At 57.2% G+C, this 15,513-nt stretch carries 20 protein-coding genes; 6 read left to right on the top strand and 14 right to left on the bottom strand.

Features of this window, described 5'->3' with window-relative positions; translation table 11 throughout:
* Positions 1-364 precede the first annotated feature (364 nt).
* Positions 365-997, bottom strand: a complete 633-nt coding sequence (locus EL255_RS13280) for a DUF4145 domain-containing protein (RefSeq protein WP_042654622.1) — start codon at positions 995-997, stop codon at positions 365-367.
* A 241-nt stretch (positions 998-1,238) separates the two neighbouring features.
* Between EL255_RS13280 and umuD the strand changes: the two genes are divergently transcribed.
* Together umuD and umuC are read left to right on the top strand one after the other, a co-directional pair.
* Entirely contained in the window at positions 1,239-1,661 is a 423-nt protein-coding gene (umuD, locus tag EL255_RS13275) for a translesion error-prone DNA polymerase V autoproteolytic subunit (RefSeq protein WP_042654623.1), read from the top strand.
* A complete protein-coding gene (umuC, locus tag EL255_RS13270) occupies positions 1,658-2,935 on the top strand; it encodes a translesion error-prone DNA polymerase V subunit UmuC (RefSeq protein ID WP_042654624.1) in 1,278 nt (425 codons plus the stop codon). Before umuD ends, umuC begins: the two co-directional genes overlap by 4 nt.
* A 14-nt stretch (positions 2,936-2,949) precedes the next feature.
* Here the strand turns inward: umuC and EL255_RS13265 are convergent, their stop codons facing one another.
* From EL255_RS13265 to EL255_RS13210, 12 genes are all read right to left on the bottom strand, one after another.
* On the bottom strand, positions 2,950-3,288 hold the full coding sequence (locus EL255_RS13265) for a hypothetical protein (RefSeq protein ID WP_232018872.1): 339 nt from the start codon (positions 3,286-3,288) through the stop codon (positions 2,950-2,952).
* A 521-nt stretch (positions 3,289-3,809) separates the two neighbouring features.
* Positions 3,810-4,148, bottom strand: coding sequence for a hypothetical protein (locus tag EL255_RS13260; protein WP_042654626.1), 339 nt, complete (start codon positions 4,146-4,148; stop codon positions 3,810-3,812).
* Complete coding sequence (locus tag EL255_RS13255; protein ID WP_232018871.1) at positions 4,138-6,531, bottom strand: replication endonuclease; 2,394 nt, start codon at positions 6,529-6,531, stop codon at positions 4,138-4,140. Before EL255_RS13255 ends, EL255_RS13260 begins: the two co-directional genes overlap by 11 nt.
* Positions 6,528-8,108: a DNA cytosine methyltransferase gene (locus EL255_RS13250; RefSeq protein WP_042654627.1), complete on the bottom strand. Its 1,581-nt coding sequence runs from the start codon at positions 8,106-8,108 to the stop codon at positions 6,528-6,530. Before EL255_RS13250 ends, EL255_RS13255 begins: the two co-directional genes overlap by 4 nt.
* On the bottom strand, positions 8,105-8,542 hold the full coding sequence (locus EL255_RS13245; RefSeq protein WP_232018870.1) for a hypothetical protein: 438 nt from the start codon (positions 8,540-8,542) through the stop codon (positions 8,105-8,107). Before EL255_RS13245 ends, EL255_RS13250 begins: the two co-directional genes overlap by 4 nt.
* Complete coding sequence (locus tag EL255_RS13240) at positions 8,542-8,763, bottom strand: hypothetical protein (protein ID WP_042654628.1); 222 nt, start codon at positions 8,761-8,763, stop codon at positions 8,542-8,544. Before EL255_RS13240 ends, EL255_RS13245 begins: the two co-directional genes overlap by 1 nt.
* On the bottom strand, positions 8,760-9,077 hold the full coding sequence (locus EL255_RS13235) for a hypothetical protein (protein ID WP_042654629.1): 318 nt from the start codon (positions 9,075-9,077) through the stop codon (positions 8,760-8,762). The genes EL255_RS13240 and EL255_RS13235 overlap by 4 nt, the downstream gene beginning before the upstream one ends.
* Positions 9,078-9,321: 244 nt before the next feature.
* Positions 9,322-9,765 (bottom strand): hypothetical protein, encoded by a 444-nt coding sequence (locus EL255_RS13230; RefSeq protein ID WP_042654630.1) that lies wholly within the window; start codon positions 9,763-9,765, stop codon positions 9,322-9,324.
* A gap of 15 nt (positions 9,766-9,780) precedes the next feature.
* Entirely contained in the window at positions 9,781-9,999 is a 219-nt protein-coding gene (locus EL255_RS13225; protein WP_042654631.1) for a hypothetical protein, read from the bottom strand.
* Positions 9,996-10,253: an Ogr/Delta-like zinc finger protein gene (locus EL255_RS13220; RefSeq protein WP_042654632.1), complete on the bottom strand. Its 258-nt coding sequence runs from the start codon at positions 10,251-10,253 to the stop codon at positions 9,996-9,998. Before EL255_RS13220 ends, EL255_RS13225 begins: the two co-directional genes overlap by 4 nt.
* Positions 10,254-10,264: 11 nt before the next feature.
* On the bottom strand, positions 10,265-10,780 hold the full coding sequence (locus tag EL255_RS13215) for a phage regulatory CII family protein (RefSeq protein ID WP_042654633.1): 516 nt from the start codon (positions 10,778-10,780) through the stop codon (positions 10,265-10,267).
* Positions 10,781-10,813: 33 nt separating this feature from the next.
* On the bottom strand, positions 10,814-11,227 hold the full coding sequence (locus EL255_RS13210; RefSeq protein ID WP_042654634.1) for a hypothetical protein: 414 nt from the start codon (positions 11,225-11,227) through the stop codon (positions 10,814-10,816).
* Between the two features lie 184 nt (positions 11,228-11,411).
* Between EL255_RS13210 and EL255_RS21605 the strand changes: the two genes are divergently transcribed.
* Genes EL255_RS21605 through EL255_RS13190 form a run of 4 tightly spaced genes read left to right on the top strand, consistent with a single transcriptional unit; the run spans position 11,412 to position 14,304 of the window.
* Entirely contained in the window at positions 11,412-12,134 is a 723-nt protein-coding gene (locus EL255_RS21605; RefSeq protein ID WP_232018869.1) for a LexA family transcriptional regulator, read from the top strand.
* Positions 12,135-12,140: 6 nt separating this feature from the next.
* Positions 12,141-12,599, top strand: a complete 459-nt coding sequence (locus tag EL255_RS13200; RefSeq protein ID WP_126623358.1) for a hypothetical protein — start codon at positions 12,141-12,143, stop codon at positions 12,597-12,599.
* Positions 12,592-13,185, top strand: a complete 594-nt coding sequence (locus EL255_RS13195; RefSeq protein WP_126623357.1) for a hypothetical protein — start codon at positions 12,592-12,594, stop codon at positions 13,183-13,185. The genes EL255_RS13200 and EL255_RS13195 overlap by 8 nt, the downstream gene beginning before the upstream one ends.
* A 57-nt stretch (positions 13,186-13,242) precedes the next feature.
* Positions 13,243-14,304, top strand: a complete 1,062-nt coding sequence (locus EL255_RS13190) for a phage integrase (RefSeq protein WP_042654636.1) — start codon at positions 13,243-13,245, stop codon at positions 14,302-14,304.
* A 331-nt stretch (positions 14,305-14,635) separates the two neighbouring features.
* Here EL255_RS13190 and EL255_RS13185 read toward each other — a convergent pair whose 3' ends face one another.
* Positions 14,636-15,409 carry a hypothetical protein gene (locus EL255_RS13185; RefSeq protein ID WP_126623356.1) on the bottom strand — a complete coding sequence of 258 codons (774 nt, stop codon included), beginning with the start codon at positions 15,407-15,409 and terminating at the stop codon, positions 14,636-14,638.
* Positions 15,410-15,513: the final 104 nt, after the last annotated feature.

The raw sequence follows: 15,513 nt of genomic DNA, 5'->3' as shown, positions 1-15,513 counted from the left end.
AGGGCCCCTGCCCAGCCCGCCATAACTGAGATTGCGGGTACAACTGGGCCGCACAAAAAAACACGCAGGCGCGTGTTGTGCGCTTCACTGAGCGGGACGCCAATCCCGGCAACGGATTTTGCCGTTGCCCGCGCAGTATCGCGCAACAGCGCGACACCAATCAACCCCAATAGTCCCCGATGCTCCCTTTTTGTCCCTTTCCGGCCCTCTGCGGCCTGCATCAGCGCTTATCAGGGAAAATCGGCACCACCACCCCGCCCAGCAGCACAACACCGCCGGCAGGGTACCGGTTCATCACAAGGAAGGGGACGTTAGTTTCGGCAGGAAACATACACAGGGCGCCATCGGCGCCCTTGGTCATTGGCTACTTGGCTCTATCGCGATCCTCAATAGCATCACGTGCACCTTGGGGCAACTTATCGAACATGGCCTCGATTTCATTTGGCCTAGTTATGAGTTCAGCAACTAAAAAGTTAATCATCTTGAACATCATATGTGCGATTTCTGGGGTGTCCTTTATGTTTAACTCCCCGGGATGGGCTGCGTTATTGCCAGCCACTCGACAGATATCCAATGCTCTCTGGACCTCGATAGAAACTCCTTTGGACACGAGGAACTTGATATCGTCATTGATGTTCTTACCGGAAGCTTTGAAATGGACCATCAGCTTCTGAAGGCACAACCGTAACAGGGCCGCAGCCCCCCGAGGCGAACGTCCTACGATATCCCTCGCTTCTTCATACTCGGCTTGGCAATCCTCAGGCAAGTCATGGTGCATCGGTTCAGCCAAGCTACTATTCGGGTCAATCAAACGCTCTTGATACCAAAATGACTGCAATTGACAATGTGCACAGCTTGATGCCTCAAACTCGGAATGTTGGTAGTAGTTGCCTAAATCGAGCATTAACGTGGTCCAACTCTGAGAGGAATAAACCTGACATCGCGGGCAGTGATAATTTTTTCCATGGTATACCGGCGGGTAGTACTGAGATTTCATATGTCCATTCCATGTGTCGGATATGACAGTGTTCATCTAGGGCTTATCGCCTAGGTGTATCGTTTGGGAATTGATGGTCAGGGATAGTGGTAAGGTTGTCCACACGACACCCCATACATTTTGATCTCTCGCACGCCGAGATCGTTAAGTTAGCGTAGATGGAGCCAAACGCCGCACGGTGATCCAATTTTGGCGTCTTGCTATACTGTTCATCCATACAGTATTTCTTGAGATTTCCAGCATGTTTGCTCAACCCACCCTAGATGCCCCCTTGTTGGAGCTGCCCCTGTTCCTCTCCCCGGTGGCCTGCGGCTTTCCGTCGCCGGCGCAGGACTACACCGAGCAGACCATCGATCTCAACCAGTTGTGCGTTGCCCACCCGGCGGCCACCTACTTCGTGCGGGCGGCCGGTGACAGCATGGTCGACCACGGGATCCGCGATGGCGACTTGCTGGTCGTCGACCGCAGCCGCAAGGCGCGCCACGGCAGCGTGGTAGTCGCCGCGGTCGATGGCGAGTTCACGGTGAAGAAGCTGCAGCTTGAGCCCACAGTCGCCTTGCTCCCTGGCAACCTGGCCTATCGCCCCATCCATTTCAACGATGGGCAGGAGCTGGAAATCTTCGGGGTGGTGGCCTTTGTCGTGCACCAGGTGGACAGCCCATGAACAAGCGTTGCGCCGTCGCCCTGGTCGACGTGAACAACTTCTACGCCAGTTGCGAGCGGCTGTTTCGCCCCGACTTGAAGGGGCGGCCCATCGTCGTGCTCTCCAACAACGATGGCTGCGTGGTGGCCCGTTCGGCAGAGGCCAAGGCGCTCGGCATCAAGATGGGGGTGCCTTACTTCCAGATCCGCCAGTTCTTTGAAGCCATGGGGGGCATCTGGTTCTCAAGCAACTATGCCCTCTATGGCGATATGTCGAGCCGGGTGATGACCATTCTGGAAGGGATGGCCCCGGCGGTGGAGGTCTACAGCATCGACGAGGCCTTTATCGAGCTAAGCGAGTCCTGGGCCGGCGACCTGGTGGCCTATGGCCGCCAAGTCCGCGAGCGGGTGCTGCAGTGGACCGGGCTGGTTGTTGGGGTCGGCATTGGCCCTACCAAGACGCTCGCCAAGCTCGCCAACTATGCCGCCAAGAAGTGGCCGGCCACGGGCGGCGTGGTGGATCTGCGTGATGAAGGGCGGCGCGCCCGGCTGATGGCGATCACCCCGGTGGACGAGATATGGGGCATTGGTCGGCGGCTCACCGCCAAGCTGGAGGCGCAGGGCATCAAGACCGTGGCCGACCTGGTCGCCGCCGATCCCAAGGCACTGCGGCGCCGCTATGGCGTAGTGGTCGAGCGCACGGTGCAGGAGCTGCGGGGGATCCCCTGTGCCGAGCTGGAACAGGAGGCCCAGGCCAAGCAGCAGATCATCTGCTCGCGCTCGTTTGGGGAGCGCATCACCCAGATAGGCCCCATGCACCAGGCGCTGGCCGGTTACATGGAGCGGGCCGCCGAGAAGTTGCGTGGGGAGGGGATGTGCTGCCGTCATGTGACCATCTTCATTCGCACCAGCCCGTTCAGCGACCGGGAGCCCTATTACGGCAACCAAGTGAGCACCAAGCTGGACTTACCCACTCATGATACCCGGGCCCTGCTGGCCCTGATCCCGGAACTCCTCCCTCGTATCTGGCGCGACGAGCAGCGTTATCAGAAAGGGGGCGTGATGTTGGCCGACTTCACCCCCGCCGATATGCAGCAGGGAGATCTGTTCGCCGGTGAATCGCAGGCACCGCACAGCGAGGCGCTGATGCAGGTCATCGACAAGATCAACCAGAGGCGGCTGGGGAAGGTCTACTTCGCGGCCCGCGGCCGAAACACCAAGGAGTGGATGATGAAGCGGGAGCAGTTAAGCCCCCGCTATACCACCGCGCTCGGCGAGCTGCCGGTGGTGAAGTGATGATTACGGAGGGGTCAGTACATCCGCTCGATCTGTTTGCCAAAGCTCACCATCATCCACCCCATCACGAAAACGCTGGCCCATGTGACGAACCCAATGAACGATTCTGGGATCATGGCTTGGATGATGGGCCACTGGTCAAACAACCCGGGTGGAGCGGGGAGTGTCGCTTTGCCATTAGTAATCGTCTGCAACATGCTATTGGTGTGCTCGATATGACGTTCATAACGGAGTGCTCTGCCGCCAAGAGCCAGTGCAGCCAAAGAGAGCATCATCAGCAGGCCACCAAAGAATTTCATCACTCCAGGTTCCATGATCAGTGAAGCAAGAAGGTCTTGCAGGCGTTCCAGCATGAGGTCTCCCTACTTCAAGATGTAACGGCCCAACGTTGATGAGACAGTCTTCTCGTATGGCCCCACCGGGATAGAAGCCCACCATGTTTCAAATGACGGGGCACCGTTCAATGCATGAGGTGCTTGTTGACTGACCACATCGTAAATGTCTCTGAAAGTGCTTTTGCTCACAGTCGTTTGTATTGGGACAAGCCAAACGTCGTAGCTGTCAGGACGCTCTTTCGCGACCAAGTCCGGTGTGGTGAAAATGCTGCCGCACTGTTCTGCCGTTTCAACTTTGTAAAATGGGGACTTTCCGAAAGCGCTTAAACATACGCCAAAGTCTTGCTGGTCCAGGCGCTCTGGCAGAAGTGTGAAGAGCAAAAGACCGGCGAGCGGCAGGAAGTAACACGAATGATAGATAAGGCGAAGCATCAAGAAACCTCATATCGGCAGACAAAGATACAAACATGATATTCGGCCATAGAACCCATGCTTTCGCTATCCCCTAAACGGTTATGTGGCCGAGCCCGGTAGTAATTTCACCACCACTTATCTTCGTCCACTTTTTGCCAGATGGCGCGTTTGAACTCTGTATCGCTCAGATTACCTTGGCGAATCGGGGGGTCATCAATCCAGCGAGTCAAAGCACTGAACTCATCATGGGCAACCGCTGGGGAGTGATGGGTATCCGGTGAGGTCTGGTGATGTCGTCTTTGGAGTAGGCCAGACGCATAGCTACGCTCACCAGGTGTGAGCATGTTAAGCCAGTCATCAATTTCATGTTGAGGCCATTGCCGCTCGAGGATGATCCTGCAGCGGTTCTCGATGGCTTCGCTGCCGTGCACCTGGGGCGTGTAGGTAGTTTGCTTATTGCTCATCTGCTCTTTCCTCAATCGCTAGTGCTTTGATGTGTGGCTTCATACTGGGCAGGAACTCCCGTACCTCTTCGGGTAATGGGGGAGTGATGGCGGCATCCGTCACCCAATCGATAGACTTGTGCAGTTCGTTAAAGGCAATCTCGAAGTCAGCATCCGACAAATCGTTCCCAAACGCCAGACTCCCTCGAGTCAGGGCAGCGCTGCGCACTCGCATTCTCAGCTGTTCCTGGCGTAAAGCCTCTGCATCGGCAAAGGCTTTTTCAACCTCAGCCTCCACTGGTGTCAGCATTTCCTTGCTGCAGTGTCCCGGCGCACTGGTTGCCCCTGGCCAGTTGCGGCTCACAATCAGCCGATCGCCGACCAGGCGTACATACTGACCTCCGGCGTTGATGATGCTGCCGTGCTGCAACAGTGCGGCGTTGCTTTCATCAAGACCCATTCGGTTCAATTCCTTAGCCAGAGCGGATCCTTGAACCCCCGATTTGGATCCTTTCGTACAGTTATTGACAGAACTCCAAGGGGCGCAGCTGCCGCTGCTCAAGGGCAACTCGCTGCGCTCGCCTACGGCATGCTCGCGCTGCTCGCCCAAACCCGGCACTGCCCCCCCCTTGCGCACTATTTGCCAGCCTTCGGTACGGGTGACGGCCGTGGTCATGCCGATGTCGGTGATCAGCCCCAGCAGCTTGAGAACGTCTTCGCCGTATTTGTTGGCGGCTTCGTCCAGCCGCTTGGAGAGGCGGATCAGGTGTTCTTTACGGGGAGCATCGATGCCCCCCATGGCCTTGATGAAGTCGCCCCAGCGGTTGTGGTCAGCAGCGTGGCGGGCGGCTTCCAGCACGCAGTCCCACTCGATCACCTCGTCACCCAAGCGGCGCAGCTCGCGCCACACGCTCACGGCAGGGCCGCCGATCTGCTGGAACTGGCGGATGCGCCAGCAGCTGGCCCAGGCGGCCACGGCGATAGTGGTGTGGTCAATGGGGGCTTCGGCCTCGTAGTCCATCCCCACCTTGTGGCCGTCGATATTCTTGGCGATGTACTTGGCGATATAGCCAGTTGCGCTCCCCTCACTCTCGTCGATGAACTTCCAGTTCACCCTTGGGTTGATGGCCTTGACGACAGCCTTGTCGTTCACATCCAGCAGCCACTTGATGCGAGGCATCTTGTTACGGGTTGTCATCTTGGCTAGGTGGTCGAGCTGGCCGCCGTTTGGCATCTTCAGTTCGCTACGATCGGTATCGGTGAAGTGATAGGTGAGCAGGGTCAGGAAGTCGCGCTGATGCTCTGGGTTGATGAACAGCAGGCAATGCCAGTGAGGGGTACCGTCGTGGTGTGGCTCCACCACCCGAAATCCGAAAGCCATGATCCCCTCGCGTGCCAGCGCGGCCCGAAAGCGGGCCCACTGTTTGCACAGCAGGCGGTTGGTGATGGTTGGGGTGCTACCGTTGAACCCCTCATTCTGATAGGTCTTTGAGCTGTCTTTGCTGCCCTGGCGCCAGGCGTGATAGCTGGAGGGAGCAGTCAGGGTCAGAAACAGGCCCAGTTTGCCCTGTTCCTGCGCCATATCCTCAAAGCCCCGCATGCGCACCATCAGCTCATGACGGCGGATCTCGGGGTTGGCCACGGATGCCATGATTGCGTCAGCCAGATCGATCTCTTGCCCCAGCTCCTCGTTGACGGCGCTCATGCCCTCCATCCATGCCCGCTGGGCCGCCTTGCGCTGGGTGAACTCTCGCACCGCGTGGGAGCTGGCGTAGGGGCTGACCCCCTTGCGCACCTGCCCGGTGAGGATGGCGATCAGCTCGCAGTAAACTGCCCAGGCGCGGTTGATTTTGCGCCGCCACCAGGACTCATCAAGCAGGCGTATCAGCAGACTGGCGGCGGCCCCTTCGAACTGTTCCACCTCGCCGGCCAAGTCGTCTCGTTCTTTCTGGTTCAATGGGCGGCACAGCAAGCGCTCGACCTTGGTGCGGGGGTGGACCGGCAGGGAGGGGCAGAAATGCCACGCTTTCGCCTGTGAGCCCAGATCGGTCAGCAGCTCGGCGGCGGTGCGCTCGTTGCCCGCCGTTGTCATTAACTGTTGGCAGCGGCGGGCCCACTCGGCGGCGACCAGTTCGCGGCGCACATCGTTGCGCAGGTCGACAACCGGGATCGGGAAGCGGGCCGCTGCAGCGGCGCACACTTCAACGATACGGCGCAACCAGACATTGGCGGTCTTGGGGTTAGCGGGATAGCGGTGCAGGTAGGTTCTGGCCAGCGGCTTGGCAACGTGCCATTCGACACGGGCTAACTGCTCGGCAGCGCCTGACATGTTGATGGCATGGTGGCCCACCAGGTAGTGCTGAGGCAGCTGGATGCCCTGCAGGTTGGTGATTGCGTCATTCATGCAGCCACCTCCTGCGCATCTGCGCACATCTCTGGCAGGTTGGCGCGCACCAAGGCGGCAGCCAGTGGCGGGCACACGGCATTACCACAGCGGGCAACCTGCGCGGTCTTGGTGAACTTCTTGCCGTTGGCATCGTGGGCGATCACGTAGTCAGCAGGGAAACCCTGAGCCGCAAACAACTCATGGGGCTCCAGCATCCGCATCCCGATATCGACGATCTGGTAATCCTCGCCGCGCACGGTCACCAGGCCGAACCGGTGTTTGGTGGTGACAGTTTGCAGTGGCTCATCAGCGGCATGGCCGATATTGGTGCCGTAATACTTGAGCAGGAAGGCCCGCACCTCGCCGATATGCAGCCCGCCAGCGGTGACGGTGGGCATGGGCTCGGTCACCGGCTGGCCGTGCTGGCAGGTGCCGCGTAGCTTAATCAGGTGGCTGGTGACCAGCGCGTTGTGGTCAACGGTGGTCACGGTCGGCAGCGGCTGGGTCAGCTCTGCCCCCACGACGCCGGTGTAGTGCTTGGCCAGGAACGCGGTCACCAGCTGGCTCTTATCGGCCTTGGCCATCACCGTCCCCAGCGGGTCTTCCACCGATTGACCAACCGAGTTACCGAACTGCCGGGCGATTACTGGCGCTACTAGAGCGAAGTGACCACCCTTCACCTCTGCGCAGATGGTACGCAGAAGCTCATCAGCTGGCATATTGCGCTGATGGCTGGCGTTGGCATGTTCAGTGATGAAGGGGGCAAGTGCTGAGTTCCGGCCAATTGGCACGATGAATGGTTCGGCAGCATTGATGACGAACCTCTCCAGCCCCTTGGCAATCCGGCGCAATGTGTTCTCAGCCAGTGGCCGCTTGCGCTCGAATATCGAGGGGCACGGGATCGACCAGTCGATGATGTCAGCAGCAGTAGGCCACGGCAGCAGCTTGCCCGCCTTCACTTCGATACTGCCGGGGGCGCAGTGGGTCGGCTTGGGCCACACGATGGCGGCGCCATCCCGGCGGGCGATCAGAAACAGGCGCTTGCGGATGGTCGGGGTTCCGTAGTCACAGGCGCGCAGCTCGCGCCATTCCACCTTGTAACCTTGGCGGCGCAGGGCATTGATGAAGCTGTTGAAGGTGCGGCCCTTCTTGGCCGGGTCTGGGCGGGAGTTGCCATCATTGTCGATCAGCAAAGGCCCCCAGGTCTGAAACTCCTCGACGTTCTCCAGCATGATCACCCGGGGGCGAATCTGGGCAGCCCAGCGCAGGGCAACCCATGCCAAGCCCCGGATCTTCTTGCTGACCGGGGTTGAACCCTTGGCCTTGGAGAAGTGCTTGCAGTCAGGCGACAGCCAGACCAGCCCGACAGGGCGACCAGCTACCACGTCACGCGGCACGATGTCCCACACCGATTCGCAATAGTGCTCAGTGCTGGGGTGGTTGACGGTGTGCATGGCGATCGCATCCGGGTCGTGGTTGATGGCGATTTCAGGGCTACGGCCCAGCGCCATTTCGATCCCGGTAGAGGCCCCGCCGCCGCCGGCAAAGTTGTCGACCACGATCTCGTTGAAGAGGTTGAAGTTATGCTCTTTCATTTGCACACCCCGCATTTGCCAACTGTGTATTCGTTCGGTTGCAGGTAGCGGCCGCACTGGGTGCAGGTCGGTACCATGTCGAGGGTTGCCAGACGATCAGACCAGCAGGTGGTCTCGCAGAAAAACAGACTGGTCATGCGGCCGCCGGACAGGATGACTGGGCGTACATGGCTGAACTCGCCGCAGCAACTGCAGAGCATCGAGGGACGAGCAGCAGGGTCAGCCTTCACCAGGGTTTCACTGGCAGCGCGGGCCAGCGGCCAGCAGCGCTCGACGCAATAGGGATAAGATCGACGACCGTGGCGGCCAGCTACCGGCATGCACACGGCGGGCTGTTTGCACTTGGTGCAGGGCTCCAGCGTGACGGGATTGCTGTTTGCAGGGCGCACGAAGCCCAAAGCCGGGGCAAGCCCGGCTGGTATTGGATGGGTCATTAGATGGCGCCTCCGGCATAGAGGGACTGGATTTTGCGTGATGCCTGGCGGGCTGCGAGGCGGGTTTGACGGCACAGGGTCAGATGGGTTCTGGCCGGAGTGCGCTGGCCGTGGGGGCCATCTTTGCGCAGGTCCAGCAGGTCGAGCTGCAGGCCGTGCAGGCTGGCCTCGGCGGACAGCATGTTGGTGACCCATTGGTCGATGACTTGTTGGTGGCTCATTTGATGGTCTCCCCCAGGCCGTGTAGCGGTTCGCAGTCTGCCCACCACTCAGCGATCTCATTTGCCAGTGCCAGCTCGACGTTGGCGGTGGCCAGCCAGTACACGGCGCGGATGGCGCCCAGTGCCAGCAGCTCCTTGGTCACGTTGCGGTTGCGCTTGGCATCGCTGCCCGAGCTGGCGAACTCATCGACGGCAGCCTCCCAGTGTTTGGTCAGCTGGCTGACCGGTGCCGGTGGCTGCATATGGGCAGGGCCCGCCTCGGTGGTGCCCAGTGCGTCTTGTGGGGCTTCGAGTTCAAACAGGTCGACAGTCATACCCGTTCCCCTTTGGTGTTTAGGCATAACCAAAGTGAGCGCCAGGCATGGGCATTGACGGCATTAACCTGTGCTGCTTTATCGTCGGGTCGTTTAATGTGACGGCGACCAGCGGTGTGGGCCAGCAGGCTGTTGAGCGCCTTCACATTGCGTAGTGCGGTGGGAATCGCTACAGTTCGCATATCAGTTACCTCAGTTGCTGATGGAAACCCCGCTGGTGTTGGCGCACCAATAGCGGGGTTTTTTATTGCCCGTTTCCGGGCACCTTTCTCATTACCGCGATGCGGCTTTCCAATATGCCGGCCTGCTCGTTGAGCTCGGCCCGGCGCTTGTTCTCGTGCTCTACCTGTTCCCGCTCGCTGCGGGCTGGCCCCTCAATGCGGCGGGTGGAGCGGTGCCACTCACGGCGGTGCAGCACGCCCCCATCGAATTCGTGCAACGTGGTCAGCAGTTCGCCCAGGGCGAGGCGGATCGCCTCCTGCTGGTCAAAGTCGAACTGGTCCAGCTCCTGCCCGGCGACGGTGGTTGATAGCCCGGCCGCATAACAGATGACTGCCCGGGACTTGGCCGGCAGGCGTGACCAACGGCTGGCCGCCCCATTGCGGCCAAACTGGGCGCGCATGTCTGCCAGTGCCACGTCGGCGGCGCAGGGTTGCTGAACGAGCTCGAAAATCTGTGCTGTGTTCATGGGGTGGCCCTCCGGTTATGCCTGCAGCAGCTGGGTCAGCCAGTGCGGGCTGGGTTGTTGGCGTGGCTGGAAGCGCAGGGCACCACGGCGGCCCTGGCTGTCTTCCAGATAACTGCCATCAAAGCGGGTGGTGTTGCGCATGACCGGCTCGGCCTGCTCGCCCACGACCACGGCGCGGTTAAACAGCAGGGTGGGCAGCGGGATCAGACCCGACTGCTCGGCGCGAAGCTTCATGCTGGCTCCTTGAGCTGGACGCTCTTTGACATGTGGGTGCCGTTCTTTCCCACGCCCTTGCAGGTCGGCAGCACGATGGCCGGATTTGGCATGGCTGATGGGCTGATAGTGCCGACAATCTCAAACGCGGCCTTGAAGGTATGCCCGCAGTCGACATTGCTGCAGGCGTAAAAGGCATGGCCTGTCAGCACGCTCATGCGGGTGGAAGTACGGGTGCTGGCACGGGCGCCGCAGTGGGGGCAAATCAATCTCATGGTCTGGTCTCCTATGCGCCGAGGGCTGCGCGGGCCATATCGGCAGCACACGCAAGACCAGGGACGGCGTGAAAGCGGTCTTCGACTTCGGTTGCCAGCAGCACAAGGTGCTCGATGCCAGCCCACAAGCCGCCGACTACGGTGTTTCTGTTGGATTTGGTGACGCGGTCACCGGCGAGGATGGTGGTTGCCTGGGCGGTGACGCCCATGATCTGGGCGCCTGCATTGAGCGACCGCATGGCTCGGGCCTCTGGGGCGCTGGCTGTGCCGGCAGGGAGACGAACGGCAGTCAGGCCGCAATCAAACAGCAGGCCATCAAACAGGGTGTCGTTGCCGGTGGCGTGGTAGAGGGCGATCAAGTCTTGGGCAGTCAGGTTGTGCCGTTCACACGCCGGGTTGAACTTGTTGTGCAGCACATGGCTAGACATGCCGATGTCTTCCGCCAGCTGGCTGATGTTGTGCGCCTGTTTGAACAAGTCGCAGGCCACGGCAAAATGGCTGTGTGAGTGAGTGCGTTGGTTTGACACTTTATCCCCTTGTGCTCAATCGCTACCGTTAGGTCAGGCAGCGGCACGTTGCGCTGACTTTTTGGTAGCGGCTTTGGCTACGCGGTGACTGGAGTTCTCATGCACAAACTTGAAGTAGTTCGATGGCTCCTTGGTCATTTCGCGCCAGCGCTGCAGGTTGACCCACGGCTTGTCGCCAGCGCGCAGCTTGGGAACGATGGGCAAACGGCCATCGCTGATCATGTCTTGCGCAGTGCGCAGGGGGAGGTCGAACTTGAGTTCGTCCCGCAGCATGGTGAGGAAGGCGTCCAGCGGGATGGCTGGCAGCATGGAGAGCGAAAGGCTCTGTTTGATGGTTGCCAGTTGGCGCAGCACTTCAGCCAGCGGGTCAACTTGCGGTTGAGCGTTGTCACCTAAGGGTGCGTCTTGCGCCCCATTAGGCTGTTTTTTGGTATCACGTTGCGCCATACTGCGTCCTTATCTCTCTTTTTATTACCTTTCAATGCGTTGAAACTCTTGATTTGCGATCTGTAGGTTTCAACGGGACTTGTGGGGTGAGAATATACGGCTGCGCGACATTGCGCAACCGAAAGATCTCGAAACGACCTGAGGCTTTTGTTTTATGGAGATACTTAACGGGACTGCGTTTGACATGAAAGGGTTTGCGAAGCGAATGGAAGCTCTGATAGGCAGAGAGAGCTATAAGTCGTTTGCGCGCAGGGTAGGGGTCAGTGATGCGGTTTTACGCAAGTATGTGACTGGCGAAACTATGCCTTCTGTTGGCCAGGTTTCTCAAATCTGTGGCCACGAGCCTCGGCTGTTTCTGTGGCTCTGCCTGGGTCTAGGTGAACAACCTGAACAGGTGACCGTGCTTCCTGAAGTCCCGCTCTATGCCCGGCCTGGTCATCAAGAAGAGCTCTCCGTTGGCGAAGCGTCAGCCAGCATCGACAACAGGATGCAGGATTACACCCTGGTCGACTGCTATCAGGTGTTTGCCTCTGCCGGGTTTGGGGCGACCGTCTCCGACGAACTGAAAACCGATCCCATGGCGTTTCGCACTGACTGGCTCAAGAAAGAGGGGCTGGCACCGGAACGGCTGGCGGTCATCCGTGCCAAGGGCGACAGTATGGAGCCCACCATCAGTAACAACGACATCATCCTGGTGAGCCTGTGCAACGGCGAAGCCCTGCGCGATGGCCTCTATGTGCTGCGCATCGGAGACAGCCTGCTGGTCAAACGCCTGCAATTCGATGTACTCGGCGGGATCAAAGTCATTTCAGATAATCCCGGCTATGAAACCCAGGTGGTGACTAAGGACCAGCGGGCCGATGTGCATATCGTTGGCCGCGTGGCGTGGGCAGGTAAGAAGTTTTAATGCATTATGACGATAGCCAGAACAGCAGCTGCATATCGTGGGTGGTGTGAAGATAATCAGAAGATCAAGGCGACTTTTATGTCAAAAAACATGATGTCAGATGCACTCAAGATTCGATTTGAAAAGATAACTCCTAAGGTTATCGCCGAGTACTTCTCTGATAAGGGGTTCAAACCTAAATGCTCGCAATGTGGAGCAACGAATTATGTTGCAACAACATACGAGTCTTCAGACACTGGGGTCGATGGCAGACACCATAGAATACTTGAAGCTTTTGAATGGGGTGGCGTAAACACAGAACCGCCAACTCAGCTTAAAGTCTATCCATTGATTTGCCGGAATTGCGGTACAATTTGGAACATTGATGCCTTTCGCATTCTGGAATGGAAGGAAATCTCTGACGGGATTGAAGTTGATTCCAACGAGAGTCATGTTCTAGATGAGGATGCAGAAGAACATGAGTAATCAAGACGCAATCCCCATTAGTCAGGCACGCAGGCCGACTATAAGAGCCGTTGATGATATCCCCAACAATGATGGCAATGGTGGTGGAGGAGGAGGAGGAATGCTAGAAGCTCGTGTTGCTCGTCTTGAGTCTGGTGTTGAGCACATCATGAAGGATATGGTCGACGTCAAAGACTCGGTGAAAGTCCTGATGGCCGATACAACAGATATCAAGATCCGGCTGGAAAAGATGGCTGGACGACAGGATCTCTTTGAGTCAAAGCTCGATGCGATGGACAAGAAGATCGATACCAAGCTCGATGCGATGGACAAGAAGTTCGATAGCAAGCTCGATGCGATGGACAAGAAGTTCGATAGCAAGTTCGAAGCCATGGACAAGAAGTTCGATAGCAAGTTCGAAGCCATGGACAAGAAGTTCGATGCAAAGTTTGACACTACAGACAAGAAGTTTGACGGGCTCGACAAGAAATTTGCCACCAAGGAAGACCTTCAAGCTGCGCTGCACAGCCAGACCAAATGGCTAATCGTAACCATGCTTGCCCTTGTGGCCGGTGTCATAGGCTTTCTGAAGTTCGTTGGGGTATAACCCATATTCAAAAGGCGCTAGGCGCCTTTTTCATTTCATCTGCTCCATTAAGCTCTTATGACCGTCCGAAAACTTGATGACGGCAAGCCGTTCCCCTGGCTTGCCGATGTCCGCCCTGGTGGTCGCAGTGGCCCACGCCCACGCAAGCGGTTTGCCACCAAGGGGGAGGCAACAGCATGGGAGCAGTGGCAGCTTGAGCAGTTCGCTGAGAAGCCATGGCTTGGTGAAGAAGATGAGCCGCTGGTAGAGCCGCCAGTTGACGCTCGCCGACTGGCCGACCTAGTTGAGCGCTGGTTTGGCCTGCATGGCCAAAGCCTGCGTGATGGAGAGCAGCGCCGATCCAAGCTGCTGCTGATTTGCGAAAGCCTGGGTAACCCACTGGCCAGCGACTTCACCGGTAATGACTTTGCCAAGTACCGAGAGGCGCGCCTGTCTGGGGCTGTGAGTGATCGGCGGGCTGCAACGCAGGATGGCAAGGGGGTGAGCGCCTCGACGGTTAACCGTGATCACGCCTATTTACGGGCAGTGTTTAATGAGCTCAAACGGTTGGGTGAGTGGACGGCAGAAAATCCACTGGCCGGGATGCGGCTTTACCGGGTCACTGAGTCCGAACTGGCGTTTCTGTATCCTGATGAAATCAAGGCGCTGCTCGATGCCTGCGACTCATCTAGCCACGCTGACCTGGGTACCGTGGTGCGGCTCTGCTTGGCCACTGGGGCGCGGTGGGGTGAGATCCAAGACCTGACACAATCGCAAGTGGCACAGAACCGGTTGACGTTTACCCACACCAAGGGTGGCAAACGTCGAACAGTGCCTATCAACCAGGAGCTGATCGACATAATCCCCAAGCGGCGAGGCAAGCTGTTCAGTGAGTGTTACCACCACTTTGAATCGGCGATAAATCGGGCGGGAATCCAACTACCGGCAGGGCAGAGCACCCACGTTCTGCGGCACACCTTTGCCAGTCATTTTATGATGAACGGTGGTAACATTTTGGTGTTGCAGAAGATACTCGGGCACTCGACTATTACCATGACGATGCGCTATTCGCACTTTGCCCCAGACCACCTTGAGGATGCTTTACGGCTCAATCCACTGACGGTCAACAAACTTCGCTGATGTCCACATTTTGTCCACGCGGCCCACATAACACCGCGCACTGTTGCATAATGTCGTGCTTGTAAGTTTATGTTTTTACGTAACTTATTGTTTTTAAAGGCTGCCCATAGGCATTTAAAATCCCTCGCTTTTCGAGGCGTGCCGGTTCGATTCCGGCCTCGGGCACCATTAAAATCAAAGACTTACAAAGGCCACTAGCAATAGTGGCCTTTTTGTTTTTGGCCAAATGGCGACAGAGTTTTCAGTGATTTAGTCGAGTAGACAAGACACCGGTTTGAGAACTGTGTCTGGTAGATCATTATATCTGTACAAGGTAGCCTTGTTTTAGGGCTCAGGATTTCTTGGTTTCTTTGGGAACAAACAGAGTTTTATTTATCTGATCATGGCGCAAGATAGTGGTGCCATCTTCATCCCAGTATGCGCAATGGCTAGTATTACAGGCTACTTGGATCATTGGCTTGTCTTTGGTGGCTAATGTCACCTGTGCTTGATGCTTGGCAAAATATCCTTTAGCCATATGCTTTTGTTCTTCGCCTGCAGTGTCAACGCCTTGGAGAAAGGAAAACAATGCAACGGCACATACAAGAGCCGTGGGTACAGTCAGCACTGCAAATACGCCGTATAGAATAGCTATCCATTCAATCCAACTGAGGTATGGGGCTGAATCCTCCTTCGAGGGTCGCTTGCTATCTACCCATAAAGAAACCTTGCTGCACAAATTTGGGATTAAAGTTTTTCTCCATAGTGCTTTACGCCATTTGGCTGTCATTGATGCCAGAATGAGAAGAGACAACATTCCTACGATCACGCCCGCAGCAATGAGTATCTTGTCCTGAAGCATTCGCACTAGCGAGATGAACCCAAGCAAAATTGACTCATCAGTTGCTAGGGGGAACTGATTGTTGGTAAGACCATATGCTTCTAGATAGCCAACATGGTATGCCATACCACATAGATATATTGCAGCAGTCATCAACGGAAGAGCTGCCAGTAAATACTTTAGAAAGGGTAGTAATGAGCGGGGAGTGTTGGTTGCTCGTATTGATTGGATTTCTGAGCTCTTTGTCTTGTAAGTCAGTATTTTTTGGGCATCAGATTGGGTCACGATAGCCTCTCTTACGTGATTTTGTAAGGTATCGTATGAGTTTCGGATATATTCGACAATCCTCTAATTGGTTCTAGCATGGAAGTTCCATACATGCTGATTGG

Origin of the sequence: Aeromonas encheleia (assembly GCF_900637545.1) — a bacterium.
In the GTDB taxonomy this organism is placed as follows: Bacteria; Pseudomonadota; Gammaproteobacteria; order Enterobacterales; family Aeromonadaceae; genus Aeromonas; species Aeromonas encheleia.
The sequence above is the reverse complement of the archived record's forward strand: the minus strand, read 5'-3'. Positions and strand labels throughout refer to the sequence as shown.